Below are 26,553 nucleotides of genomic sequence, written 5' to 3' on the forward strand. Positions count from 1 at the left end.
TTAATCACTGAAAAGCTTATGAGTCAAAGTTTTATCAATGAGTATTATCACGGTATCGCCAACTTCAATCAACGTGTCTTGCTTAAGTTCTTTAGTAGAGCCTTCTCTAATGGCTGCAACAACTTTTATACCATCATCTTCCAACTCTTTAACAGTTTTCGAAGCAATTCTAGAATTAGGTGTTACATTGTGTATCACAATATGTTTTTCACCAGCGTCTACAATATAAGCATTGAGCATTTTTTCAAGAATGGATTTGCTTACTTCTTTTGATTTATCAATAACTTCTGTTACAACACCGTGGTTTTTTAGGAATTTACCGATAAAGCTATTGCTAATAGCCATAACTATTTTAGGCACCTTAATTTCTTTTGCAAGCATAGAAACAAAAACATTTACCATATCATTTTCATGCCCAGCTATCACAACATCTGCTTTATCAATTCCAACCTCAAGATAAAGTTTTTCATCAAATAAATCACCAGTAAAAACAGGTATATCAAATTCTCTTGTTATTGCCTCAGCATCTTTCTGATTATCTGTAACCACAACAAAATCACTTTCCCTAAGCCCAATCTCCCTTCTTATAATGTGAACAAGTTCTATAACCTCCCTAGTGCTTCCAACAATAAAAATTTTCATGTGGCATTCCTCAAAAACATTTACTGAATTTATTTATGGGATTTTTATTTCTATTTGTTTTTATCTATAGCAGAGCCTTTCTTCTGTAGTAGTAACCCAGTAGCAGATATAGAGGCAAGAACTCTAGACGTCCTAAATACATCGCCATAATCAAAATTACCTTTGCTAGAATTGGAAGTGTTGGAGATGTTATGTTTACCGAGAGTCCAACACAGGAAAGAGCTGATGTGACTTCAAACATGGCATCTATATAGTCAAACTCCTTAATATTATTTATAACTAAGCACAGGTATAGAGATGTTGACAAAAGAATCTGAAACAAAATATATATGATGATATATGTGATTGTTGAAGCAACTATTTCGTCGTCTAATACCTCTTCACCAATTCTTTTAACAACCCTATACTCTCTTGGCAACACAGCTCTCTCTATATCCCACAAAATACTTTTCAATGCAATCACAGCTCTTCTAGTCTTTATACCACCAGCTGTTGAAAATGTTGCTCCCCCAATAGCCATGGAGATTATCAAAATAGCTTTGAGAATAGTGGGATAAGACTTTATATCACCAACTTGAAAACCTGTTGTTGTATAACCCGATATAACATGGTATATCAGAACAGCAATGTCATTGCCTATGTTTAAAACTATGGAAGCAATAACTGTTGTTACTATAAGTGCTAAAAGAATTGCAAAGAAACCTCTAACCTCTGAAGATTTTGCAAAACCTTTTAAATTACCTGTTGAAAGCATTTTCAAATCTCTAAAGTTTAGTGCACCTATGATCATAACTATTGATGTGGTTACTAAAATCATTGAATTTCTTCGAAAGTACCAATAACCAATGTTTTCTGTTTTTGTTGACATTCCACCAGTTGCAATAGCTGTCATAGAATGTGTTAATGCATCAATAAAGCTCATTCCACTTACAACAAGCAAAAAAGATCCTAGGAGGGTATAGGCTAGATACATTGTGAATAAGCCTACTACAGATCTTCTAATTGTTGATGCAAATTTAGGTCCTCTCTCAATTGAATATACCTTAAGAAGTGATGCATGAAGAAAGGGAAGAACAATTCCTGCTACAACAACTGTTCCAAGTTCGCCAAGCCACTGTGTAATTGCTCTCCAAGTCAAAACAACATATGGTATGGATTCTAAATTAGCAATTACTGTAAGTCCTGTTCCACTAAATCCGCTAATAGATTCAAAGAATGAGTCTAGGGAATTCATACCTATTGCAATATTATATATTACTGAAGAGGAGAAGGGTACAGTAAGCCACACAAAAGCTGTTACAATCATCGCATCTATAGGACTTTCTATAATATATTCTCTTAGTGCATATGTTAGTACAGACCATAGCATGGCAAGAACTATTGTAGCTTTCAAATAGTTTATTGTAGTGGCATAGCCTTTTACATCCCCTGCAACCACATAATATATTAGAAATGCCAGTCCATTGATAAGAGCTACAACCATTAGAGCTAAATTAATTTGGGAAACAGTTGATACAATAGCAAAAAATCTTCTCATTCAGTATCACTAAAAAGAAGTTATGACCTCTACTCTTTTATGGGAATAAACTTAATTCCGTATACTATAAGCCCTTCGCTAGACTCTTCCCAAATTCTTCTTAATACAGCCTCAACCTCCATACCAATGTACACCTCATCTGGTTTCGCATCTGTTATTGGTGCTAAAACCTTTACACCATTTTCAAGCTCCACCAAAGCTACTATGATTGGTGCTAAATGCCTATAGCCTTCTGGAACAGTATGCTCTATTGCATAACTTACTATTTTTCCTCGCTTTGGAAGCTCAACTTTTTCAACATCTAACGATCCACAGTATGGGCATGCAGGCTTTGGTGGATAGAATACTTTGTTGCATTTTTTGCATTTAGAGCCTTCCAATCTGTATCTAGCTCCTCTTTCTCTCCACACTCTAGCAGGAGACATTCTCACCATAAATCACCTCTTCAAAATAATTACAGATGTTAAAGTAGCTACACCACCAGTGTTCATTGCTAGTCCATATTCTGCCTTACCCACTTTAACACCTGGAAAATCACCTCTAAGCTGCATAACTATTTCAGCTACTTGATACACACCAGTTGCCCCCACTGGATGCCCCCTGGCCTTAAGACCACCACTCAAGTTAATAGATGGTTTATCCCCAGAGGCAAACCTACCATCCTTTATAAACCTCCACGACTCTCCCAATTTAGCAAATCCAAGACCCTCAATAGATAGAAGAGCTGTTATCGTGAATGCATCATGTATTTCAGCAACATCTATATGCATTGGCTCAACACCAGCCATTTTATATGCTTTTTCAGCAGCTATTCTCACACTCATGGGATTTAAAAGATCTTCTCTAGATGTTAAATCAAGACCATCACTACCCATTCCAACACCAACTATCTGAATAGGTGTGTCAGAAACTTTTCTAGCAACATCCTCTGAAACAAGTAAAACTGCTGCTGCCCCATCACCAATTGGTGAAGAATCCATTAGTCTTATAGGATCTGCTATAACAGCTGATTTCAAAACATCTTCAACAGTTATTCTATTTCTTAGCTGAGCATATGGGTTTTGAGAACCATATTCATGCATTCTAACAGGCCATAAAGCAAGATCCTCTCTTCTCGCCTCATATCTGTGCATGTAAAGCCTCATTACAAGAGCATTCAAAGCAGCAAAACTCACACCATATATAGCCTCATGCTCAAAATCAGCAGCCTGTGCTAATGCAGATGTTGTTGTTGCTGTTGGATAGTCAGACATTTTCTCAACACCAACAACAAGAACCTGGTCATAGAGACCAGAAGCAATAAGAGCATAGCCAGCTGCTACTGCATGTCCACCGCTTCCACATGCTGCTTCGACTTTGAATCCTCCCCTCCCTCTAAGTCCAGCAGCATCAGCAACTAGAGCAGCTAAAGAGTCCTGTTGATAAAGAGAACTGCTCATCATATTGCCAACAACAATAGCTTCTGGAGAAAACATCTTAACATCATCAACAAGGTTTTTAACAGCTATATGCACAAGCTCTTGAAACCCCTTGTCATAATGTCTATCGATTTTTGTCATTCCAACTCCAGCTGCGTATACCCTTCTCAAAATACATCACATTGGTAAAAATCCTGTACAAGGGTTATATAAAGCATATTTTTCTGCAAAGCAAATCAAATACTTGATGTCTTAAGTCATGCCCACTGAACTGTGATGAATATCGGGGTATAGGAACAAAACTATGTATATAGGTGTTATCAATGTTTGAAAGACGCTACTGGAGTTTGCTAAGACCTGACGCAGTTGAGGCTTTGCATAACCAGGTATTTAGAAATGTTCTTAGCTGGTACTACTCCATTCTAATTGATGACTATCCAGCAAAGTTTCACATAGCAAAGGTTGTTGAGGTTCCAACAGATGTTCATATTGATGAATGTGATGAAGATTGCTTATGGGGTGTTCACAGAGATCTTGAAAAAGTTTTTACGTCTTTGTGGAGAGAGGTTAGAGCAGAAGATATAAGGTTTAATGAGTTTAGAAAAAGGTATAGAGAAGCTAGCAAGAGTTTCTTAGATGTGAAAATAGCTATTGCTAGGAATATGCTTAGAGGCTGTAGATTTTGTGAGTGGCGATGTGGTATTGATAGATATTCTGAAGGAAGAGGTGTTTGTAGATTAAACACAAAATCCTTTGTACATAGCTGGTTTCTGCACATAGGTGAGGAAGCTCCTCTTGTTCCAAGTGGCACAATATTCTATGGCAGTTGCAATTTCAGATGTGTTTTTTGCCAGAACTGGGACATTTCACAGGAAAGACCATTTAATGGTGTTGAGGTTAACGCATATCAATTGGCTTTGATTCAAAAAGAGCTTAGAGAGAATGGTGCAAGAAACATAAATCATGTTGGTGGTGAACCAACACCAAATCTTCACATAATATTGGAAAGTTTGAAGTACTTGGATGTGAATATTGCTCAGCTGTGGAACAGCAATTTCTATATGAGTCTTGAGGCAATGGATTTACTAAAACATGTTATAGATATATGGCTTCCAGACTTCAAGTACGGGAATAACGATTGTGCACTTAGACTATCTAAAGTGCCAAGATATGTTGATGTTGTTGGAAGAAATCATAAAATAGCAATTGAATGGGGGGACATGATAATAAGACATCTTGTATTGCCAAACCACATTGATTGCTGCTCTAAAAAAGTTTTGAAGTGGATTGCTGACAACCTTCCACTAAACAGGGTACTGGTTAACATAATGGATCAGTATAGACCAGAGTACAAAGCATATGAATACAAAGATATTTCTAGAAGACCACTGCTAAACGAGTTAGAGGAGGTTTATAGCTATGCAGATAAGCTAGGCATTCTATGGAGAGACATATCGAGATAAACAAACAGATAAACAGACTTAGCAACTACACTCAAAACACGTTAATCCTAAAAGATTATTCCTAGACAAGTCTAAATCGCTAAGAATAATGGATCTACTTGTCATAAGAAATGATGGGTAAAAATAGGAGGTGCGTTACAAATATCAATTTACGTGATTTTAACCTTTGATAGCCACCATCAATCCCCGTATCTCCCCGCTATCCCTTATAGTGTCATAGTCTAGTTCATAGTAGCCCTTCATAATGTAGACCGGTACTAAGTAACCATCGTAGGTCATATAATATCGTAGTGTTAAATCTGTTATACGTAGTTTTGTGAATGCTAACCAGCTTATATACCAATTGGTCATAGGCTCCCCTCTAGCTATCTTCCTCTTTAACTCCATCATCAGCTCGTTTACTGGTTTAACCCTGTACTCTCCTACAGTATACACACCAGCTAAGATTGTACCCTCCACTCCAATAATGTCACCTTTTGAGTTCATCAGAACGACAAGTCCAAGGTTATCAACAGTAATATCATCTAGTTTAGCGTTGATTACTACAGCTTTTACTAAGATAGTTCTATTGGCAACTAGGTAACTCCCAACTCTAACCTCATACTCTGAGAAGTATAGTAATCCTCGTTCCTTGAGAAAATCTATAGCTTTCTTAATAAGAATATCATCAGATGGAAATGAACTAACATCACTAGAGGGAGTTTCTCTTAACTTAAATCTTAGAAAACCATTCTCCACAGAGTACTCAAACACATGTGTAGCATTATGGAATATGTACTGCTTAGTTCTCTCATTATAGTAGAGCTTAACAGTGTTGATACCCAGTTTCAAAGCTAAATTAAATACGTCTTGTGAGCTATTATATAGCCTTACTCTAAACACCCTTAGGTACTGTGGTATTACCATACTAGTGCTTAAGTTAGCATCTATATCAAATTCAAATGGATTCCTTTTATGAACAACTAACACACTCCCATTACTTAACTTAAATTGAACCATTGGAAGGAGTATACTAGCTCTATCCTCACTATAAATATTAAACCTGCTAGTCATACTAGTATCATGAACACCCTCATCAACCATGGTACGCTTATTCACAAACATGTTCATAACCACGTGTGATATTAAGATGATGCCAACTAACACTATAATTACTAGAGTGATTGTTTTAGTGAATTTCAAGGTTCCCATAGCTTCCCCAATACTATGGTATGTAAGCTGTATAATTAGCTTTACACTGTCTACATCGGTATACCTATCAAAGTAGTCTATAAAGTCATTGTCTGCTACATATGCGTTTTCAGCAAGTATCCTAGCTACATTATTTCTGTGTATATCCTAAGACCATGTGAATACCTGTTAGTGTGTAAAGCCACGCTGAGACACCAATGGTATCACTAGTATCATCCTTCAATATGCTATATTATATGATAAAAGTCCATATGGCATATCCATAGCCATCAGGACTTTTATATCCAAGTCTAACATCATAGGGGTTAGCACATCCCTTTGCTCCAAATCCCAATACTGTGTCATATTTACCGTTTTGATATATAAGATAACTATGTCCTAACAACAGAGGGATCTCTGTATAATCAGCATAAATGTTATCTTGACCACCTGAACTTTCCTCAACCCACATATAAGGTCCCACTTGGGATAATCATTGAGGAATGCTTTAACCCAATAGGGGTGGGAATCTATTATCTTCACAAAGAGCTTTACTGCATTAAACCAAACATCGTTTACATCATCGTCAAATGTGTTAGCCCCACCAACATCATATGCAAATGTTGTCAAAACTGAAGTTGGTAATGCTAAATGGCATACTATCAACATGTCGAGAAACAGTATGGCGCATAATAAGAGGTGGCGAGAATGTCTTGCCACCTTTTATTATGCTTCTTAACATCAAGAATGGAATTCAATAAGTAAGAGATGTTATGGTTTGGTTCTTATGGTGCCTATCTTATCAAGCGAGGATTGTATTCATTACAATCAGGGTTCTCTAATAATCTAGAGTTTCGTATTCCTAATAACATGTAGACTGTGGTCATTATGTTAACCTAACTGTGGTATTGCTACTTCAAGCTTCTCTTTTTAATTCTTGGCTAGCATTTTAGTTAAGATTAAGCTGTTAATGTCGATATTGTCACGGTGTTGAGGTTAATGCATATCAATTGGCTTTGATTCAAAAAGAGCTTGGCATTCTATGGAGAGATATATCGAGATGAATCATTGTGAAAAATTTGTGCTTCTGCTTATTAATAGTTATTGCTTTGATGAAAAGTTTAGAATACGGTGAGTGGTCATAGCTATGGAGTTTAGCGACATAGTGAAGCACTACTCTAGTGCTGTTGTCAAGGAGACTATTTTTGAGTATTGCAAAAGCAGGTGGGTTGCTCTGGAGGGGGTGGCTGAGAATAGCAAAGTTTTTATTCGTTACCTAGGTGAAAAGCCTTTAAAGCTTGAATCCCCCAACTCGATAATAGATCTGCTTACAAGATATAGGCATTTGAAGCCTAGAACAGTCTATGCAACTCTAAATGTCTATGGCAAGCTCAGCACTGTTGAAGATGTGAATAACGCTCTCAACATTGTTTCTGCAACACCTTTTTGGGATATAGATGTTGAGGGTTTGGAGAACTGGAGACTTGCTATAGAGGTTGCAAAAACAATTATAGATTTTATGGAGACCAGGTATGGAGTGATAAAGTCTCTTTATGTTGTGTGGAGTGGTGAGGGTGCCCATGTGAGACTACATGAAAAAGCTATTCCTCCAGAACTCTACGAAACATATAGTCCAATCGATGTTGCTTATGCCATTGTTGAGCATGTTCTAAGCAATGTGAAAAGTAAATTAGCTGAGGTTTTTCAAAGGTTTGGGAATAAAGTCAAGGTTGAAAATATTGTGGATCCCAAAAGAGTTTTTACAACACCTCTAGCTATTCACAGAAAACATGATTTAGTAGCTGTTGTTATTGATCCTAAGCACATCGACTCTTTCGATATTAGCTGGGCAAGCATCAAAAACTTTAAAACTGATGACTCATGGAAATACTTCAGCCCTGGAGAAGCAGAAAACCTTGTTAAAGACGCCATAAAAATTCTATCCGAGAAGAAACACAGGTTTAGAACATCTGTTGGTGTTAAGCAAGTTACTCGTATTGAGGGGGAAATAGAAAGATTTAATGTTATGGCAATACTTCAAGCTGCTCGATACTATCTACTAACGGGAGATCTTGACAAGGCGAAGAGCTTTGGCTTAAACAGAGCAATATTCTATGCTTATCTAAAGTACTATGGAAGATTCAAAGCATATTCCAGAAGAGGGGAAGCAGGTTCAGCACACATAACCGATTCAGAGACTAAGGAAGGTGTAGTCAGAGGCTCAAAGGCGTCAATACCTGTTGAAGATGGTGTTGAGGTTTCAAATGATGGGTTTTTCATAATAGGTGATAAGATGCAAACACCAGAGGATTTTGATAGGAATGTTGTTAGAAAAGTTGAGGTTATTATGCCATTTGATGTTGTTTGGGAAGCTGCGCTAAAATATGTTGCCAGGTTTCCTAGGCACATTCTTGTTGATCCTCAGAAATTCTATAAGCATGTGTATGAGCCTGTTAGAGATGGTTTCATTAAAAAGGTTGTGAAGGAACTTATACAGCCTCCCGATAATCAGTATGTGAAAAGAGAGAGTAGAAAACCTGTTGATGTTGAGCCTATAATAAAGAATGCTTCTTTGGTTAAGTGGGCTAGGAAACCCTCGTCTCCAGTATCTCAACATGAGCAGAGTAGCCATGGAGAGAATCGAGAATAAGCTTCAAAGCATTTTCTGCAGCCTTGAAAGCGTTCTCAGCTTTTTCATCAGATGCCATTACATATAGCTCTATAACTGATTTGCCTTCTTCTTCACCCTTTGGATGTGACTTAACATATATTCTTGCAAATTTCTTAACAGCTTTCTCTATGTGTGGTGCTAGAGAAGATTCTGGAACACCAACAATTTTAACAGTTATTTCAGCAATGTGTATTTTAGGCCCTATTTCCCTAAGTCTTGGCTCTACCCAGCTTTCCCACATAGCCTCCATCTCACTTGGAACACCAGGTAATGAAATAATTACTGTGTTTTCAAATTCTATCCAACTTCCAGGAGCAGTTCCAACAGGATTTGGAATTGGTGTTGCGCCCTCGGGGAGATAAGCCATTTTAACTCTTTCAGGAGTTAATGGCACACCCCTTCTATCATACTTCTCCTTAACCATTCTAAACGCATCATCATTTAAAACAAGCCTTTTATTCAAAGCCTTTGCAACAGCCTCCAAGGTTCTATCATCATATGTAGGCCCAAGACCACCAGTTGTAACTATAACCCTAGGCTTCTCAGCTAAAATAACGTGGCTCAAATACCTTGAAACCAAATCAACATCATCAACAAGAGTTATAAAGCCAAGCACATTGAAACCCAGCAACGTAAGTCTTCTACCGATATAAGCAGCATTAGTGTTTATAACCCTTCCCTGCACAAGCTCTGTGCCTATTGTGAATATCCATGCATTGTTATTCAAAATTTAATCACCATAGAGTTACACAATTTCTTTGGTTATAAAGATATTGGTTTTAACTATTGCTGCAGAGAACATGAAAAACTCAATGCACTTAAGACAGGTATTCTAATTACCAAACCTTAATATTCGAAATGCAAAGTTAAAATGTTTGTCTAAAGCAACTTTATAACTCAAGTCAAATAACCTATTGAGAAGAGGTTGATTAGACATTGAAAATGCATTCACAGTGTATAGTATGTCAAATTAGTATTAGATATCGAGATTTGGAAAAGAGTAGAAATCTTGGAGAATACGAGAAAATGAAGATAATGAGCGATGTACTTGCAATAGCAAAAGATTTTATGGAAAATTGTTTAAAGAATGGCGAAAATATCTGTGTTCCAACAATGCTAGCAACCAAGCTTTTTAGATATATGAAAAAAGCGTTGAATAATCCCGATCCATATATTGAGGAAAAGACTTTGCTTAATAAAGAGGCTTTGAAACTCTATGAAAATGTTAAAGCCTTTGTGCTTAGTGGAAGTAGTGTTGAGGAGAGACTGGTAAAAGCCATAAGATTTTCAATTATTGGCAATCTTCTCGATATTGGCGTTCTAAACTATACCCCTCCAACAGTTGAAGAAATTATTGAAAAAGCTTTGAAAATGGATATTTATGGAGATCTTGAAAAAGCTGCAAAGATTTTGCTTAATTCAAAGAAAGTTGTTGTTGTTTTGGACAATGCTGGTGAAGCTGTTTTTGATAGACTTCTAGCCGATGTTTTGAGAGCAAATGGCTCTAAGGTTTCCGCCATTGTTAAAGGAGGCTCTTTCCAAAATGATATGACAATACATGATGCAGCGTTGGCAGAGCTTGATAAAAGCTTTGATGAGGTAATAGATAGTGGAACTGATGCTTCAAGCATTTTCTTGGATGAGCTAAGTGAAAAAGCTAGAAAAGCAATAGATGAGGCAGAATCAATTGTTTTTAAGGGTATGGCAAACTATGAGTATGTTACAGAAATTGAGAATGTAATTAAAAAACCAATTATATATTTGCTTGTGGCAAAATGCTTACCAGTCTCAATAGCTTCTGGTATCCCACTGGGAAAAGCAGGTGTTGTTATTCATAATATAGCATAGCTTTTGCAAGTGCTTCATGTAGAAACTAATGCTATTTAACATGTTGAAAATAATTGGCCTTAAATCATTGAACTAAGATTATCAATTTTGCTTATACACTGTTTGTGCAATAGCTTTATAAAACTCTAGCTAAAATTCTGTTTAGATGCTTAAACTGTTTCAATGGTGCTAAACACTAATGTCATATGAATATACGTGGATTGGAAGAGGTAGGTCAAGGCCAATAGCAACAATAGCTATAGTCGCAATAAATGTTGCAGTTTATCTCTACACATCATATCAAAGTTTCTTTTCTCAAACATCTCAAGACTGGATTGATGCTTTGTCATTCATACCAATTCTTCTTCAAGTACCTTCTCAATGGTATAGAATAATAACAAGCATGTTTACGCATGCAGATATTTTTCACATATTCTTTAATATGTGGTTTCTATACTTTTTCGGTTCTGAAGTTGAGAAAAGAATAGGAAGCCTAAAATTCTTAGTACTATACTTTATCTCAGGTCTCATGGCAATAGTATTTCATGTTGCATTCACATCAATTGGTGGTAGCATAAATCTTGTTATACCAGCTCTCGGAGCTTCTGGTGCTATAAGTGGTGTTCTTGGTGCTTACGTTATGCTCTACCCAAGGAGAAAGCTAGCTGGATGCTACCTAATACTCATAATACCGTTGTGTCTTACAATGACAGCTTCCTGGTTTCTCCTACTATGGTTTGCAACCCAGGTGATTTATGGTTATTTAAAGTTTGGCGGCGTAGCGTTTTTTGCTCATGTTGGTGGCTTTGTCAATGGAATAGCACTTATATATCCACTAGCTAAGAAAGCTGAAGCAAAAACTGATTTACTCCCAGGCTACTTCTTCATGGAGTGGCGCCAAAGAGTTGGACTTGGAAAAGCATTGAAAACAACCTTAGTAATATTATTATTGGCTGTTGTTGGTGGAGCAATATATTCAACACTTATAGCTCCATCGATGAGCGGTGTTTATGTATATTCCATAAAAGTTGTTGATAGTAGTGGAAAAACATTTGAAGACCAAGCATATTTTTCACCACCAAGCAACTCTGTGCCTCCATCTCTTGATGCTCCTAGAATTGTTTTCAACAGGTTTTTGTGGTCTGGGCTATTAACAGGGTATCTTCAACCAAGTAACGAGGTTGTAGAGCTAAGGTATACAAGTAGAATTAGAGATCCCAATTATGGTTTGAGAATAAGGCTTTCTATAGATGGGTTGGCAATGTATGATTCTAATCACATTCTCAAAAGCTTTAATGGCACTGTTCAAACAGATGTTATAAAAGTGGGGTACTATTGGCTATGGCCAGTTGCAAGTGTTGGTGAATACGAATCCTTCTCTGTTAAAATGGTTGGAGAAGATGTTGCTGGAGATGCTGGTCCAACAATAGTTTTTCCATGTGCTGTAATCTCAACAATAACATCTATTGCAGCACTCTACATATCTTTGTATAAGGATCGTGAAATTGCTGAGGAGGAGCTATGGGTTATAGCACCATTCCGGATATAGGTGAAGTTATTGAATGAACATGAGCATTTTGTAGTTGAAAACTTCTCCATATGCTTTATAGTAACAAGTGAAAGTGTTTTAGGAGGTTTGAAAAGCGATGAGATAAGGCCATTGGCAGAAAGACTTCATGAGTTATGCCCCAAGGTCTTAGTCAAAAATTATCTGGTTATTGGCAACGACATTGGGGCTATTAGAGAAACTGTGTTGAACTATAGCAAAATTTGTGATGTTATTGTTGTTTCTGGTGGAACAGGGATAAGCAGAAGAGATGTTAGCATAGAAGCTGTTGAACCATTATCAAATAAGAAAATATTGGGTTTTGGAGAGCTTTTCAGAGCTTTAAGCTACAAGCAAATTGGTGTTAGAGCTTATATATCAAGAGCATCTGCATATGTTGTTAACAACTCTCTTGTGTTTGTTGTTCCAGGAAACCCTGATGCTGTGAAGCTTGCTCTGGAAATAATATGTGAAGTAGCTCCTCATGCTATTTACGAAGCTAGAAGAACATAGCTGGTAAAGGGCTTGTAAATTGAGTAGTACTAAAAATGGTGATAACAATTATTTGTTAGAGTATTTGAGAAGCGCTGCTGGAAACACGTTTATTCTATTTTTGGGTGATTTTCTATATAACCTGGTTTTAGCTATAGGCTCAATATTTATTGCAAGAATTCTTGGTAGTGAAGGATATGGTGCTTTTTCCTTGGCCTTGGTGCCTCCACTAACCCTAGTATCTCTACTGTCTCTAGGTATAGACACGGCCGCAACAAGATATATTCAAAAATTTCTTGCTGAAGAAAATAAAAGCAAAGCTATTTATGTTGTTAGATCATCTCTTTTGATGAGATCAATAATAAACATTGTTGGGGCTGTAGCATGCTTTGTGTTTTCATCTCAACTTGCGCAAATTCTTGTTAATAGAGCTGAGCTTGGAGAATATGTTAGGGTTGCATCTGCTATTGTTTTTCTCCAGGGGGTTTACAGCCTAGTTTTATCCATATTCATTGGAGTTAATATGGCAGTTGGAGTTTCTATAGCAAAGATTACATACAGTGTTTCAAAGACTTTAGTATCGATAGTTATGCTAATGGTTTTTAACATGGGTGTCTTAGGAGCGTTAATTGGCAATATAATTGGCTATGTGATAGCCTTGGTTATTGCATTAATTTTCTTAGCTGTTTTGTTGCGCAGGTTTCATAAATACTCTAGTAACGCTGATGGCATGAAAAATGTTTTGTGGGAGCTTCTCTCCTATGGAATACCTCTCTACGCATCATCAATAGTGTCAATAGCTGTTTCAATATACCAAAACCTCTTAATAGCCTATGCCCTACCCCTATCTGATATTGGTGGGTATAGAGCAATATCAAATTTCAATGTGCTTATAACAGTAGTTGCCTCACCTATTTCAGCATCTCTTCTTCCACTTTTCACACATGTTTTCACAAAGTTTCAAGACATGGAGAACATGCTTAAATTATCAAATAAGTACACATCATTTGTGCTTGTACCTGTTACAATGATTGCTATGATATTTTCTAGAGAACTCATATACATATTCTATGGTTCTCAATACCTGTTTGCCTACCACTATCTACCTCTTCTACTAGCACCAAATCTTCTAGTTGGTTTAGGTAGTTTAACAATACCTGTTTTACTAAATGCTGTTGGAGATACAAAAGCAAATATGAAAGCATCTATAGTATCATCAATAGCTCTTGTTGCAACATCATGTTTATTAACCATGGTTTTGAAACTTGGTTTGTGGGGATATTTAACATCTCTTTTAATATCATCAGCTGTGGGAATGCTTCTGGTATTGGCTTATGCAAGGAGGTATGTTAGAAACCCTATTGATATTAATCAAAGCATTAAAATTTATTTAGCGTCAACTATGGCGGCAGCTGCTACAATCCCCATATTCCATATTTCTGTGCCAAGATTTGTAAGTGCTTTTAGAATTGCTGCAGGTTTCACACTTTTTGTACTTATCTATGTTGCTGCATCAGTATATTTCAACATTATTAGAGAAGATGATGTGGAGTTTATTGTAAAGGCATTCAATAGATTTCCCATAGTAAATATTGTAATTAATTTGCTTGCTAAGTACGCACTAACACTAATTAACTTGATGGGCTCTGACAAGAAAACTCGATAGCTAGGAGATCTTGGAATGAGAGAAAATTTTAAATTTAAATATTGTAAAGTTATTATTTGAGGCGTTGATGCTTGAGAGATGTTGATAAATACGCTAAATTGATTGTTGATTACTGTGTATCTGTAAGAAAACTTGATGAGGTTGCTATATACAGTTCCTTAGAGGCTATGCCACTAGTTAGAGAAATTTGGAGAGAGGTTGTTATTAGAGGTGCTTATCCAAGGCTTGTAATCAACGATGATTATTTAACAGAGATTTTCTATAGGTATGCACCTAGGGAATTGCTTGACTATGTCTCGCCAGTAGATAGGGTTATAGCCGAGAAGATCACTGTAAGAATATCTATTCTATCTCCACAACACTCAAAACCTCTTATTGGTGTAGATCCGGAGAAGGTCAAGCTTAGATACCAGGCTGTGAGAGAGCTTAGAGAAATTTTTATAAAGAGAGATGCCTCAGGAGATCTAAGATGGGTTGTGGCACCATATCCAACATATGCAATGGCTCAGGAAGCTGGCATGTCACCAATGGATTTTGAGGAGTTTGTTTACAGAGCTGTGAAGCTCTATGAGAGTAATCCTGTTGAGGCTTGGATTAGGCAAAGCAAGTGGCAAGAGAAAATAGCTAACATGTTGTCAAAAGTTGATGAGCTTAGAATAGTATCTGAAAACACTGATCTTCTTTTAAAGGTTGGTGGTAGAATATGGATTAATGATGATGGAAAGAATAATATGCCTGGTGGAGAGGTTTTCTCAGCTCCTCATGAGGATAGTGTTGAGGGTTTTATAGCATTTGAGTATCCAGCTATATACAGTGGTGTTGAGGTTGAGGGGGTGAGGCTTGTTTTTAAGAAAGGCGAAGTTGTAGAGGCTTATGCTACAAAGGGTTTAGAGTTTTTGAAGAAAATGCTTGAAATTGATGAGGGTGCTAAAAGAGTTGGTGAAATAGCTTTTGGGCTAAACTATGATATTACAAGATTTACCAAGGAGATTTTGTTTGATGAGAAAATTGGTGGAACAATTCACATGGCCCTGGGCTCAGCATATCTTAAGACTGGTGGAAAGAACATGTCATCTCTTCACTGGGACATGGTTAAAGACATGAGAAAGGGGAAGGTGTATGCAGACAAGGATCTGATATACGAAAACGGCAGATTCATAAAGGATTTCGTGTAGTTCAAAATGATTGTTGTAGAAATAAGAGAAGAAAACATAAGTGTTAGGAGGTGGAGTATAGAGGATATTGCAGAAGCTGTTTACACACTTGTTCAGCTTATTCCAATAGGCTGTGTAACAACATATAAAGAAATTGCAAAGGTTTTGGGGATTAGCCCAAGGCTTGTTGCGAAAATATTGAGCAAAAACAAAAAGCTTATTGCAATACCTTGTCACAGAGTTGTAAAATCTAATGGAGAACTAGGTGGCTACACATTAAATGGAAAAAATGTGCCAAAGTTTAAAGAAAATCTTCTGAAACTTGAAGGCTATACCACATGTAAATACAAATTATCTAGACTTTTAAATATAGAGTAGTTTCAGATCTACATAAAGAAAGCGTTTCCCCACTCACGGTACTTATAATTGGTTTCAATCACTTTTAACTCCGTGGGTGGGGTTGGCCCTAGGCTTGGGCTCACCAGCTTCACCCAAGCCTCATGGGACTCTGTCAAGCCCAACGCCACAAGGCTCCCATCTGCAACTCTCACTCTCTCACCCCCTCTCACCGCTAAATCGAAAACAGCCTTGCTTCAAGGTCTTTCAATTCCATTTAATGGATTCCGATCTTTATTCCCTTGAATGAAATTTTCCGTTGTCGGATTCGAAACTGCTCAATATATTTTGTGTTGAATGGAGTGCAAAAGCTTTTAAGCTGGATAGTGCAAGGTTATGGCGATGATCATTATTCATCGATGATCTGATTAGATAATCAGTGCAGTGAAGCTATTGCAATGTTGCTTATAAGCTTTGATTTGAAAGAATAGAGAAAATTATATCCATAGAGAAATTTTATGGTTTGACAAAAGCTTTTAAAGAGTTTATATATCATTGCAATGCCTGCATTGTACTGATGAATTCATCGCACCATCGATGATTTATGATCATAGCCATTGCCTTGGCTTAACAAGCTAAAAAGCTTTTGCACTCCATTCAACATAATTAATAGTGAATAGTTTTGAATCCAATGATGGAAAATCTCAAATGAGAGAACCAGGATCGGAATCCATTAAATGGAATTGAAAGAAGGCTTAGAGCTATAAATCAATTTCTGTTTTTTATCTACTTAAAATCAGAGGTGGCTACAGCTTTGCAATTATTATGTCCTTTGTGTGGCTCTGAATATCCATTTGAAATCAGTGTGAGGCTATGTCCTAAATGTGGTTCCTCACTGTTTGTTGTCTACGATATTTCTTTGAATGAGTATAAGAGGATTTTGATGGAGGCTAGAAGCAGGTGGTACTTGGGTATTTGGAGTTTCCATGGCGTTTTACCGGCTAGGTCCATTGGTAAAACACTTGGCGAGGGGTGGACACCAACAATTAGATTAGAGCATTTTAGCAAAGCTAATGGAGTTGAGGTTTTTGTGAAAAACGAGTCTAGAAATCCCAGTGGAACATTTATTGATAGAGGAACTGCTGTAGATAGCTACTTAGCATACTCTACTGGTTCCAAAAATGTTGTTTCAGCTTCTACAGGTGATTATGCAATTTCATTATCTATGTATGCTAAAGTCTATGGGCTTAGCGTAACTCACTACATTCCAAATTTTATTGAGCAGTGGAAAAAGTATATGCTTATGCTTTTAGGTGATGAAATCATTAGTGTTGATGACTATGATAAAGCGATTAAAAAAGCTTTGAGAATGTCAAATAAAAATGGTTTGTATCTATCCATTCCACTATCACCCATTGTTATAGATGGTTATAGAACACTGGTTTTTGAGTTAATAGATGTTTTAAGCAATGTTGATTGGATAGCAACACCTGTTGGTGATGGCTTATTGGCAACATCAATATTAAAAGGGCTGAAGGAGGTTGAGCATGTCTTAGGTATTGAAACACCAAATATACTAGCTGTTAAACTGAGTGAGGAAAGAGATGCTATGCAAGAATCTTCGAAATTGTTTCTAACAGAGCTTAGAGGAGGAGTTGTGAAGAGTTTGTTAAGCAAAATAATGAGTGGTAAAGGTGTTTTTATAGATGTTGACAAGGAAGCAATATATCTAACTGCGAATGAGATTGCGAATACAGATGGTGTTGTTGTTGATCCCGTTGGTGCTACAAGTCTAGCTGGTATTAAGATTGCTAAGGATCTTGGAGTAATTGGTAAAGGAGATAAGGTTTTAGCAATAGTTAGTGGAAGTCCATCCAAAGACACTTACATTTTGTACAAGATTCTGGAATATAGCAGTAATAGAAAACCTGGCAAAGTTCTTAGTGTGAAAGAAGATTCTATAAGCAGTATTCAAGAAGCTATTCTAAAAATTCTGTATGAAGAAAAGCAGTGTCACGCATATGGGATATGGAAAAAATTGAGAGTGCAAGGCTATAACATAACACTTCAAACAGTTCATGACCATATAAAAAAGTTGTTGAATAAGGGTTTTATAAGAGAGCTTGGATATGATGGAAGGAGGAGAATATATGCTGTTTCAGAACTTGGCAAAGAGTATTTGGAAAGTATGCATGACTGAAACACTAGAGTGTTTTACAGCTTACCTATGTAGTTAGATAAAGTATTGGTTGAGTGTTACATTTAAGAAAGTCTTATAATACCCTTAGTTGCACTTTTAAGGCAAAGAGTGTTATTCTGATGGTGGATAGGATAAGTAGATTGTTGATTGCTAATCGTGGTGAGATAGCGGTTAGAATAATTAAGACTTGTAGAAAATTGGGCATAAAAACCATTGCTATATACACAAATGTTGATAGCGATGCTATGCATGTTAAACTAGCTGATGAGGCATATTCGCTTGGTTCTAATCCATATGCTTATCTCGATATAGACAAGATTATTTCAATTGTTAAGAGAAGTAATGCTGATGCTGTTCACCCAGGCTATGGCTTTCTATCTGAAAATGCAAAATTTGCAAAAGCTGTTGAGGATTCAGGAGCTATTTGGATAGGGCCAAAGTGGAGTGTTATAGAGCTTTTAGAGTCTAAGTCTAGAACAAGAGAAATTGCGAATAGTGTTGGAGTTCCAATAGTTCCTGGCTCAATCAATCCTGTTTCTCTTGATGAGGCTAAGAAAATTGCTAAGCAAATTGGTTTTCCTGTTTTGATTAAAGCTGATAGAGGTGGTGGTGGAAGAGGGATTAGAATAGCTAATAATATGGAGGAGCTCGAAAAGCTATTCACATTAGCAACAAAAGAGGCTGAAACATCCTTTGGGCATGCTAGGCTGTACATAGAAAAATTTATTCCAAGAGTTAGACACATAGAGGTTCAAATACTTGCTGATGTACATGGAAATGTTGTTGCCTTAAGTGAAAGGGAGTGCAGTATTCAAAGAAGATATCAAAAAGTTATTGAGGAAGCACCATCACCTGTGATAACATATGATGATAGGAGAAGGTTATATGATTATGCAATAAGATTTATGAAAAGCGTTAAATATGTTAATGCAGGTACAGTAGAGTTTATCAGAGATGAAAAAGGCAATTTCTATTTGATAGAAGTTAACAAAAGGATACAGGTTGAACATCCAGTTACCGAGGTTATAACAGGTGTTGACATTGTTGAGCAGCAAATAAAAATTGCTGAGGGGAGAGAGCTGGAGATAAAGGAAAGCATATATGAGTTTTCTAAACACGCAATTGAGGCAAGAATATATGCAGAGGATCCTGAGAAAATGCTTCCATCACCAGGTAGAGTAACCTGGATACAGTTCCCAAATGAAGAGAACATTAGAATAGACCACGCACTTGCACCTGGGGTGGAGATACCGCCTTTCTACGACTCTATGATAGCTAAGGTGATTGCATGGGGAAGCACAAGAGAAGAAGCTAGGGCAAGACTTGTTAAAGCATTGTCTAATTTTGTTGTTGATGGTATAAAAACATCGATACCTCTACTCATAGATATTCTAAATACACAAGAGTTTGTTAGAGGAGAGTATGACACAATGTTTTTAAGTGAGTATCTTACAAGAAGAAAGAAGACGGGGTAGTAAATGTTTTGGAACAGAGATGTGCAATAATAAAACTTATTAATACTAGTTATCACAATAGTAATTGTTTGGTGTATCAGAGTTGAATAGAGATAAGCTCGTTGGTTTAGCACTTGTGGTGGGAGCAGCAATATTCGCAATACTAATAATATACCTGTTGTTTTTAGCACCACCACCAATGGATATACTAACCATGAAAATTATTATAGCACTTGCCGTTGTTGTGCTTGCTGGTATTGTTGGGTGGATAGGCTACACATTAGCAACAACACCACCTCCAAAGCCTATTGAGGAAATCGAGAAGGAGATTGAGGAAGAGCTTAAGAAACTAGAACAAGAACAAAAACAGGAGCAAAGTAAGTAGCTTTCTTCAATAGATCGAGACATCAAACTTATTATCTTTTTAAACTGCTAAACTAAAATGGGTTTTCTAATGAATGAAAAGATTGTTAGTATTTATGTTCTCGATGCTAGTTATGAGGTTATAGGCTCAGAGCCTCACATAGTTATATGGGGTGTTGATGATAATGGTAACAGAGTTCTATTGAGAGATAGAAGGTTTAGACCATACTTCTACGCCATTATTGATGATTCTCATACAAACAATATTGAGTTGATAAAGTCTTCTATTAAAAGACTTAGCAAACCCAAATCACCCATAACAAGTGTTGAACTAGTCGAAAAGAGGTTTATGGGTAAAGCTGTTAAAGCTCTTAGAATAGAAACTGTGATACCTGAGTTTGTAAGGGAGTATAGAGCTGATGTATCAAGAATTCCAGGAGTTAAAGCTGTTGTTGAAGCAGATATAAGATTTTCTTTGAGATACCTCATAGATAACGATATTTATCCTTGCACATGGCATAGATTTAAAGTTGTTGAAAAACCCAAGTCTTTTGAGTATAGAGTTGATAAAGAGTATGAGGTTTTGGATATTCTGAACAGGGATGAGGATAGGTTGATGCCTCCAAAACTTAGGGTAATGGCATTTGATATAGAGGTTTATAATCCTCGTGGCTCTCCTAGACCCGATAGAGATCCAATCATAATAATCTCTATTATGAATTCCGATAATGAAACTGTTTTGCTTCAAGCTCAGGGAAAAGATGATAGGCAATTGATTGTAAAGTTCATTGAGTATGTTAATAAGTATGATCCTGATATAATTGTTGGTTATAACTCAAATAATTTTGATTTTCCATACCTAGTTGAGAGAGCTAGGAAACTTGGTATAAAGCTTGATATTTCTAGAAGAAGAGGTGTTGAACCATCTAAAAGTGTTTATGGTCATGTATCGGTTCCTGGCAGATTGCATGTTGATTTGTATGACTATGCTGAGGAGATTACAGAAATAAAGGTTAAGTCACTTGACGAAGTTGCAGAATACTTTGGTGTTATGAAGAAGAGTGAGAGAACTAACGTGCCTTGGTATGAGATATACAGGTATTGGGATGATGAGAAGCTTAAGCCTCTTCTACTTAACTATTCCAGAGACGATGTTGTTTCAACTTATGGTATTGCAGAGAAGATACTTCCATTTGCAATGCAGCTTTCAAGCATAACAGGTCTTCCACTAGATCAGGTAGGATCTGCTAGTGTTGGTTTTAGACTTGAGTGGTTTTTGCTTAGAATTGCTAGAATGAGGGGGGAGCTAGCCCCAAATAGAGTTGAGAAAGAGTATGAGTCTTATAAAGGTGCAATAGTTCTTGAGCCGAAGAGAGGTGTTCATGAAAATGTTTGTGTACTAGACTTTTCAGCCATGTACCCAAGCATAATGATGAAATATAATGTGGGGCCAGATACACTTGTTTTCAATGAGTGTAGCGATTGTTATGAAGCACCTGAAACAGGCTACAAGTTCTCTAAGCAGCCAGAGGCGTTTTTCAAAACGGCTCTAACAATACTTGTAAATGCTAGGAAGAGTGTTAGAGATCTTATGAAGAATTTGCCTCAGGATTCTCCAGAGTATAGAATTCTTGATGCTAGGCAAAGAGCTTTGAAGATTCTTGCAAATGCATGCTATGGCTACATGGCCTGGACAGGGGCGAGGTGGTACTGCAAAGAATGTGCAGAAGCTGTAACAGATTTTGGTAGAGAAACTATTAGAAAGGCTATAGCAATTGCTAAAAACCTTGGGCTAGAGGTTATTTATGGAGATACAGACTCCATTTTCGTGAAATATGATAAGAGCATAGTTGAAAAGTTTGTTGATTTTGTTGAGAAGGAGCTTGGGCTAGAGATAAAGATTGATAAAGTATATCAGAGAGTGTTCTTTACAGAAGCTAAGAAGAGATACATTGGATTGACAGTTGATGGCAGAATAGATGTTGTTGGTTTTGAGGCTGTTCGTGGTGATTGGGCAGAGATAGCTAAAGAGCTTCAGGAGAGAGTTGCGGAGATGGTTCTCAAAACAATGGATCATAGAAAGGCCATAGAGTTTGTCAAAGAGGAAATAGAAAAGATTAGAAAGCTTTCATCCCAGGGCTCTATAGACATTCAAAAATTTGTTATATGGAAAACAATTACAAAGCCTATTAGCGAATACGAAGTTGAGGCACCTCATGTAACAGCAGCTAAATACATGATTAAAAGTGGGTATAGCATCGAGGTTGGGGATAAGATAGGCTATGTCATTGTTAAAGGAGCTGGCAAAATATCTGATAGGGCAAGACCATATATAATGGTTGATGCTAGGGATATTGATGTTGATTACTATGTTGAACATCAAATAGTTCCAGCAGTACTTAGAATACTTGAGTATTTTGGTGTTAGCGAAAAGCATTTGAAAAGTATTGGAAGAACAGGAAAATCACTATTTGACTACTCAAAAAAGTGAGGTTTATGAAGTTATGCTGAAAATGTCTTGGAATGTCACAACAAAAATGTTTTCAGGTTTTCTACTGATATTCCCTATTCTAACACCAAGAATTAGCTTAACACCCTTCTCAGATGCAACATCCAATAACCTTTGCGTTATAACACCATCGAATACTATAGCCTGAATCTTGCCAGGCTCTACTTGCTGAAGTTTTTCAACAAGATCTCTAACAGGAACTCTTTCAACAATGTTCCAACCAGCATCGAAAAGAATAGCCTCTAAAGTTCCAATAAGCTTCTTACCCTCCTCAACTATTTTAAGAGGCATTTCAAAACCCGCAACAGGCTTAACCTCAACAACAGGTGGTGTTACAACTTGTTTTGCTTCCACAACTTGAGTTGCTGCTGTTGCTGGTGTAGCTTGTGAAACTGTGGGGATTTGTTGACTGGGAATCTCCTGTGGTGGTTGAGGTTGTGGAGCTGCAGTTCCTGTTGCTTGGATTTGTTGCTTAGCCTCTGCCTCAATTCTTTTCTCCAAGCTTTCCAAGAATTGCTTAGCTGGAACAAGATTCTTAAGAGCTTTTGCAATCTCCTTTCCAGTTAACTCCTCAACCTCCTTTCCAGGTGGAGCTCTTGTAACAAAATCTATGTCAGCTACTTTAATAACCTCTCTTGCTATGAGCTCTCCAGCTCTGTCACCATCAACAAACAGTATAGCTGTTTTCTTTGAAGCAAGCTTCACAATAGTTTCTGGAACTTTAGATCCATGAGCACCCTCCAAAGCAATTACGTTTCTATATCCATATCTCAGCAAATTTAAAACATCTGCTCTACCCTCAACAATTATGATTGTGTCACTACTTTCAATATCTGGACCAGCTGGAAGCTTCTCAGGGCCATAGTAAATAATTTCCGCTATTCTAACAGCTTCACCTATTTTATTCAAAATTTCTTTAATATCAGGAGCTTTCTCAACAAAATACTTTTTTGCAATTTCACTTGCTCTATCCATTATCTTCTTCAATTTCTCAGCACGAACATCAACAATATCAATAACCTGTATTTTTGCTTGGTATGGACCAACCTTTTCAACATTTTCAATAAGAGCTGCTAAAAGTGCTGTTTCTATTCTGTCTAGGTTAGATGGTATGAGGATTTCCCCTGTTGTTTTTCCCTTCTCTGTTTTAATTTCAACACTTATTCTCCCTATCCTCCCCTTGTCCTGCAGATCCCTCAAATCAAATTCCTCTCCAAACAATCCCTCTGTGAATCCAAAGATAGCTCCAATTATATCAGATTTCTCTACCTCGCCATCAACATCTATTCTCGCTCTAACAACATATTTAGCCATGTGCTTTTCACCAAAACCCTACCTTGTAACACTATGACTAATTACCTCAAGATCAAGCCAAAGATCTTTTTCATTCTGTAACAAATTTCTAATTGGTTTTATAATCTTTATAAGCTCATTTGCTACAGCATTCTTTAAATCAAGTGGATGTATAGAGCCATTTCTATAAAGATTCTCAAGCTCATCATAGCTATAAACCTCTATATCGCCTCCATGTTCAGGCTTTCTCTCTATAACAAATCTTTTCTTTCCTTGAGCAAATATTATGTGTTTTGCTATTGCCATTACAGGATTTGTCTCAACTTCTCTTGGTGGGCAGTAAGCACCTCTAATCTTCTTCACTATAGCATTGTCATCGTCTATCAGAAATATTGCTTCTTCAGGCTTTGACTTACTCATTTTAACTTCTGAAAGAGCATCATCTATATCCATTTGGGTATCCATTCTAGTAAAGCCTTTTAACGATGGTAGAAGAGGTGTGTGAATGGCAATAGGCTTTTTATAACCAAGCTTTTCAGCAACATCTCTTGCAAGCATATGAGCTTTTCTCTGATCCATTCCACCCAAAGCAATGTCTAAATCCATTTGAAAAATGTCAGCAACTTGCATAAGTGGATAGATAAGCTTTGAAAAGTCTAATTCACCTTCACTAGCCTTTCTACCCATTATAGTCAAAGCTCTTTTCACTCTACTTAAACTTGCATGCTTTGCTATTCTAATTACTTTTTCCCAATACTCAACTCTTTCAACAAGCTCTTCAGCATAAACCACTTTAACCATGGACATGTTAACTCCTATAGCCTCTAAAACTCTTGCAACATGCTTTGCAGCAGCTCTAATAAGCTCCATGTTCCCCCCAAGCTTGTCGTTTATCCATGCATGCCAAGTTGCTGCAAATAATATCATCTCAACATTGGCATCTACAAGATCCTTAAATTTATACATCCATATAAGCCAGCCAATGTGACTAATACCACTAGGTTCAAACCCTAGATACCCTCTCAGCTTCCTACCCTCCTCAAGAGCTTTTCTCAGCTCATCCTCTGTCACTATCTCCATGGTGTTTCTCTTAATTAGAGAGAACCTGGTTTCAACATCCATAAGCAAAACCTCACCCAAAATTCTTACTATGCACAGTTTGTAACGCGTTTATAGATATTTCGGCCAAAGTGATTGGGTAAAATATTTCAAGCTTTTCAAGCTTCTCTGGACTAATCTCACCCATAAAACCTATCACCACATCATCAATACTTATCTCTGCACATCTACCTCTCACAAAAAATTCTATATTGCATGGCCTTAAAACAAGTTTTTTCTCAAGCCCAAACTCTCTAATAATTGCATGTAGTGATGCATGCAACTCCTCAAACCTTGTCTCACTATCCATAATAGCCCAGCAAACTCTCAACTCATTTTTCCATTTGTTGTAGCAACTTCTACACTCAGTTACAACATCGCCTATTTCAAATACCTTAACTGGTTGTGGAATATGCTGTGAACTTTTTAAAATAGCTATTATTGACTGTGCCAAGCTCGTTCTTAAAGCATTTATCTCATTGGATGGTGCATTAACAACCATGGGGGTAACTCCATAGCTAATCACCTCAGCAATTTGCTGTGGAATTAGTGTCAATGTGTTTAGCTCTGTATATCCAAGACCAATCAAAACATCTCTAACAATATTTGCAACATCTCTTAAGCCAAAACCCTTTTTGATAATGGGTCTGGGCTCAACATCTAGAAATCCAAGATTCTCATATCCAATCCCCATAGCTATATCCTCAACAACATCAACTTGGTGAAGAATATCCATTCTATAATATGGAACATCAACAATAATGAAGTTCTTGTTGATTTCCACAATTCTGTAACCCATTTTCTCAAGAGCTTTCCTCACCAACTCAACATTGTTTGCAGCATCTATGCCTAGCCAAGAACTTGCAAAACCCATGTCAATTCTCATTCTCTTTGATGTGAGATTTGGAGTTGTAACCTCTTTGTCGGGATACTTCACAATTGCTCCAAGAACCTCTCCTCCATAGAATGTCAATGCATGTATTATGACATTTAAAACACTGTTAACAGCATCAAAATCTGTTCCAGTAACATCTATCAAAATATTTCTAGTTTCCTCTGTTAACCTCGTTATATCACTGTTTATCACTGGTGGTAAGGAAATAACTTTTCCATTCGACAATATTGCTGGGTGGAAAGAGTTATTCAATGATATAAAGCCGTATAACTTTCCTTGCTCAGTTAGTGAAAGAACATCTCTTATGCTAAACTCTCTAAAGTCGTGAAGAGGAATCATAGTTGTTTTATCTATATCAACATCTCTATATTCCAGTACTGGCGATGGGAGTTTATCAAGGTCGTGCAAACCAATAGCGACTCTTCTTCTGTTTCTACCAAATGTTGCATGCAACCTTTCCTGAAAATCTATCAAAAGCTTCAGCCTCTCCTCATCCAACTTAACATTTGTAACAGCTGCCACAGCTATATACGGTCTTTTCGCTGGGGGCTGCTGCACAAATACTTTAAACGGCACATTTTTCAGAACTGGCTCAGAAAATTTCTCTTGCTCTGTGTAAAACCTAATAGCTTTTGCAATGCCCTCCACAGAAAACATGTCTACTCTATCGCTTTGAACCTCTACAGCAATTATGTTGCCCTCCTCAACTTCGGTTTCACACTTCAACTTGAATAGAATATCTCTCAGCATTTCAGCATCAAAAACATTGGCAAGTTTCATCAAAAGCTCTAGTCTAGCCCTCACAACAGGCATACCATT

Annotated in this window: 22 protein-coding genes; 12 read left to right on the plus strand and 10 right to left on the minus strand. The window is 37.0% G+C overall.

What is annotated here, in order from left to right; genetic code table 11:
• From QPL79_RS04960 to QPL79_RS04975, 4 genes are all read right to left on the minus strand, one after another.
• On the minus strand, positions 1–642 hold the full coding sequence (locus QPL79_RS04960) for a potassium channel family protein (protein ID WP_285273680.1): 642 nt from the start codon (positions 640–642) through the stop codon (positions 1–3).
• A gap of 64 nt (positions 643–706) precedes the next feature.
• A complete protein-coding gene (locus tag QPL79_RS04965; protein ID WP_285273681.1) occupies positions 707–2,179 on the minus strand; it encodes a TrkH family potassium uptake protein in 1,473 nt (490 codons plus the stop codon).
• Between the two features lie 29 nt (positions 2,180–2,208).
• Positions 2,209–2,604 (minus strand): Zn-ribbon domain-containing OB-fold protein, encoded by a 396-nt coding sequence (locus tag QPL79_RS04970; RefSeq protein ID WP_285273682.1) that lies wholly within the window; start codon positions 2,602–2,604, stop codon positions 2,209–2,211.
• Positions 2,605–2,616: 12 nt separating this feature from the next.
• A complete protein-coding gene (locus QPL79_RS04975; protein ID WP_285273683.1) occupies positions 2,617–3,768 on the minus strand; it encodes a thiolase domain-containing protein in 1,152 nt (383 codons plus the stop codon).
• 152 nt (positions 3,769–3,920) lie between these two features.
• On the opposite strand from QPL79_RS04975, the gene QPL79_RS04980 reads away from it, so the two are divergent.
• Positions 3,921–5,060, plus strand: coding sequence for a radical SAM protein (locus QPL79_RS04980; protein WP_285273684.1), 1,140 nt, complete (start codon positions 3,921–3,923; stop codon positions 5,058–5,060).
• Positions 5,061–5,219: 159 nt separating this feature from the next.
• Here QPL79_RS04980 and QPL79_RS04985 read toward each other — a convergent pair whose 3' ends face one another.
• Together QPL79_RS04985 and QPL79_RS04990 are read right to left on the minus strand one after the other, a co-directional pair.
• A complete protein-coding gene (locus QPL79_RS04985) occupies positions 5,220–6,164 on the minus strand; it encodes a hypothetical protein (protein ID WP_285273685.1) in 945 nt (314 codons plus the stop codon).
• A 319-nt stretch (positions 6,165–6,483) separates the two neighbouring features.
• Positions 6,484–6,702, minus strand: coding sequence for a hypothetical protein (locus tag QPL79_RS04990; protein ID WP_285273686.1), 219 nt, complete (start codon positions 6,700–6,702; stop codon positions 6,484–6,486).
• Between the two features lie 663 nt (positions 6,703–7,365).
• Between QPL79_RS04990 and QPL79_RS04995 the strand changes: the two genes are divergently transcribed.
• Entirely contained in the window at positions 7,366–8,880 is a 1,515-nt protein-coding gene (locus tag QPL79_RS04995) for a hypothetical protein (RefSeq protein ID WP_285273687.1), read from the plus strand.
• Here the strand turns inward: QPL79_RS04995 and QPL79_RS05000 are convergent.
• On the minus strand, positions 8,816–9,628 hold the full coding sequence (locus QPL79_RS05000) for a nicotinamide mononucleotide deamidase-related protein (RefSeq protein WP_285273688.1): 813 nt from the start codon (positions 9,626–9,628) through the stop codon (positions 8,816–8,818). The genes QPL79_RS04995 and QPL79_RS05000 overlap by 65 nt on opposite strands.
• A 215-nt stretch (positions 9,629–9,843) precedes the next feature.
• On the opposite strand from QPL79_RS05000, the gene QPL79_RS05005 reads away from it, so the two are divergent.
• The 10 genes from QPL79_RS05005 to QPL79_RS05050 all read left to right on the plus strand — a co-directional run bounded on the left by QPL79_RS05005 (position 9,844) and on the right by QPL79_RS05050 (position 22,430).
• Positions 9,844–10,749 (plus strand): damage-control phosphatase ARMT1 family protein, encoded by a 906-nt coding sequence (locus QPL79_RS05005; RefSeq protein ID WP_350309083.1) that lies wholly within the window; start codon positions 9,844–9,846, stop codon positions 10,747–10,749.
• Between the two features lie 178 nt (positions 10,750–10,927).
• A complete protein-coding gene (locus tag QPL79_RS05010; protein WP_285273690.1) occupies positions 10,928–12,277 on the plus strand; it encodes a rhomboid family intramembrane serine protease in 1,350 nt (449 codons plus the stop codon).
• A 9-nt stretch (positions 12,278–12,286) separates the two neighbouring features.
• Entirely contained in the window at positions 12,287–12,787 is a 501-nt protein-coding gene (locus tag QPL79_RS05015; RefSeq protein ID WP_285273691.1) for a MogA/MoaB family molybdenum cofactor biosynthesis protein, read from the plus strand.
• A 19-nt stretch (positions 12,788–12,806) separates the two neighbouring features.
• The gene (locus QPL79_RS05020) at positions 12,807–14,432 is read left to right on the plus strand and encodes an oligosaccharide flippase family protein (RefSeq protein WP_285273692.1); all 1,626 of its coding nucleotides are present in this window, start codon (positions 12,807–12,809) and stop codon (positions 14,430–14,432) included.
• 71 nt (positions 14,433–14,503) lie between these two features.
• Positions 14,504–15,607, plus strand: a complete 1,104-nt coding sequence (locus QPL79_RS05025; RefSeq protein ID WP_285273693.1) for an aminopeptidase — start codon at positions 14,504–14,506, stop codon at positions 15,605–15,607.
• 6 nt (positions 15,608–15,613) lie between these two features.
• On the plus strand, positions 15,614–15,964 hold the full coding sequence (locus QPL79_RS05030) for an MGMT family protein (RefSeq protein ID WP_285273694.1): 351 nt from the start codon (positions 15,614–15,616) through the stop codon (positions 15,962–15,964).
• A gap of 772 nt (positions 15,965–16,736) precedes the next feature.
• A complete protein-coding gene (locus QPL79_RS05035; RefSeq protein ID WP_285273695.1) occupies positions 16,737–18,122 on the plus strand; it encodes a pyridoxal-phosphate dependent enzyme in 1,386 nt (461 codons plus the stop codon).
• A 119-nt stretch (positions 18,123–18,241) separates the two neighbouring features.
• On the plus strand, positions 18,242–19,597 hold the full coding sequence (locus QPL79_RS05040) for an acetyl-CoA carboxylase biotin carboxylase subunit (protein ID WP_285273696.1): 1,356 nt from the start codon (positions 18,242–18,244) through the stop codon (positions 19,595–19,597).
• 82 nt (positions 19,598–19,679) lie between these two features.
• Positions 19,680–19,961, plus strand: a complete 282-nt coding sequence (locus tag QPL79_RS05045) for a transcriptional regulator (protein WP_285273697.1) — start codon at positions 19,680–19,682, stop codon at positions 19,959–19,961.
• A gap of 69 nt (positions 19,962–20,030) precedes the next feature.
• The gene (locus tag QPL79_RS05050) at positions 20,031–22,430 is read left to right on the plus strand and encodes a DNA-directed DNA polymerase (protein ID WP_285273698.1); all 2,400 of its coding nucleotides are present in this window, start codon (positions 20,031–20,033) and stop codon (positions 22,428–22,430) included.
• Between the two features lie 3 nt (positions 22,431–22,433).
• On the opposite strand, the gene dnaG is transcribed toward QPL79_RS05050, so the two are convergent.
• From dnaG to pheT, 3 genes are read right to left on the minus strand one after another with little or no spacing between them, the layout of a single operon-like run.
• Positions 22,434–23,762, minus strand: coding sequence for a DNA primase DnaG (dnaG, locus tag QPL79_RS05055; RefSeq protein WP_285273699.1), 1,329 nt, complete (start codon positions 23,760–23,762; stop codon positions 22,434–22,436).
• A gap of 18 nt (positions 23,763–23,780) precedes the next feature.
• Positions 23,781–24,863 (minus strand): tyrosine--tRNA ligase, encoded by a 1,083-nt coding sequence (locus QPL79_RS05060; protein ID WP_285273749.1) that lies wholly within the window; start codon positions 24,861–24,863, stop codon positions 23,781–23,783.
• A 10-nt stretch (positions 24,864–24,873) separates the two neighbouring features.
• Entirely contained in the window at positions 24,874–26,547 is a 1,674-nt protein-coding gene (gene pheT, locus QPL79_RS05065; protein WP_285273700.1) for a phenylalanine--tRNA ligase subunit beta, read from the minus strand.
• Between the last annotated feature and the right edge of the window lie 6 nt (positions 26,548–26,553).

Origin of the sequence: Ignisphaera cupida, assembly GCF_030186535.1 — an archaeon.
GTDB lineage: Archaea > Thermoproteota > Thermoprotei_A > Sulfolobales > Ignisphaeraceae > Ignisphaera > Ignisphaera cupida.

Coding starts and splice junctions, on each gene's coding strand:
- QPL79_RS04960 (WP_285273680.1), bottom strand. CDS start 642: ATGAAAATTTTTATTGTTGGAAGCACTAGGGAGGTTATAGAACTTGTT.
- QPL79_RS04965 (WP_285273681.1), bottom strand. CDS start 2,179: ATGAGAAGATTTTTTGCTATTGTATCAACTGTTTCCCAAATTAATTTA.
- QPL79_RS04970 (WP_285273682.1), bottom strand. CDS start 2,604: ATGTCTCCTGCTAGAGTGTGGAGAGAAAGAGGAGCTAGATACAGATTG.
- QPL79_RS04980 (WP_285273684.1), top strand. CDS start 3,921: ATGTTTGAAAGACGCTACTGGAGTTTGCTAAGACCTGACGCAGTTGAG.
- QPL79_RS04985 (WP_285273685.1), bottom strand. CDS start 6,164: ATGTTTGTGAATAAGCGTACCATGGTTGATGAGGGTGTTCATGATACT.
- QPL79_RS04990 (WP_285273686.1), bottom strand. CDS start 6,702: ATGTGGGTTGAGGAAAGTTCAGGTGGTCAAGATAACATTTATGCTGAT.
- QPL79_RS05005 (WP_350309083.1), top strand. CDS start 9,844: ATGCATTCACAGTGTATAGTATGTCAAATTAGTATTAGATATCGAGAT.
- QPL79_RS05010 (WP_285273690.1), top strand. CDS start 10,928: ATGTCATATGAATATACGTGGATTGGAAGAGGTAGGTCAAGGCCAATA.
- QPL79_RS05030 (WP_285273694.1), top strand. CDS start 15,614: ATGATTGTTGTAGAAATAAGAGAAGAAAACATAAGTGTTAGGAGGTGG.
- QPL79_RS05040 (WP_285273696.1), top strand. CDS start 18,242: ATGGTGGATAGGATAAGTAGATTGTTGATTGCTAATCGTGGTGAGATA.
- QPL79_RS05050 (WP_285273698.1), top strand. CDS start 20,031: ATGAATGAAAAGATTGTTAGTATTTATGTTCTCGATGCTAGTTATGAG.
- dnaG (WP_285273699.1), bottom strand. CDS start 23,762: ATGGCTAAATATGTTGTTAGAGCGAGAATAGATGTTGATGGCGAGGTA.
- QPL79_RS05060 (WP_285273749.1), bottom strand. CDS start 24,863: ATGGATGTTGAAACCAGGTTCTCTCTAATTAAGAGAAACACCATGGAG.
- pheT (WP_285273700.1), bottom strand. CDS start 26,547: ATGCCTGTTGTGAGGGCTAGACTAGAGCTTTTGATGAAACTTGCCAAT.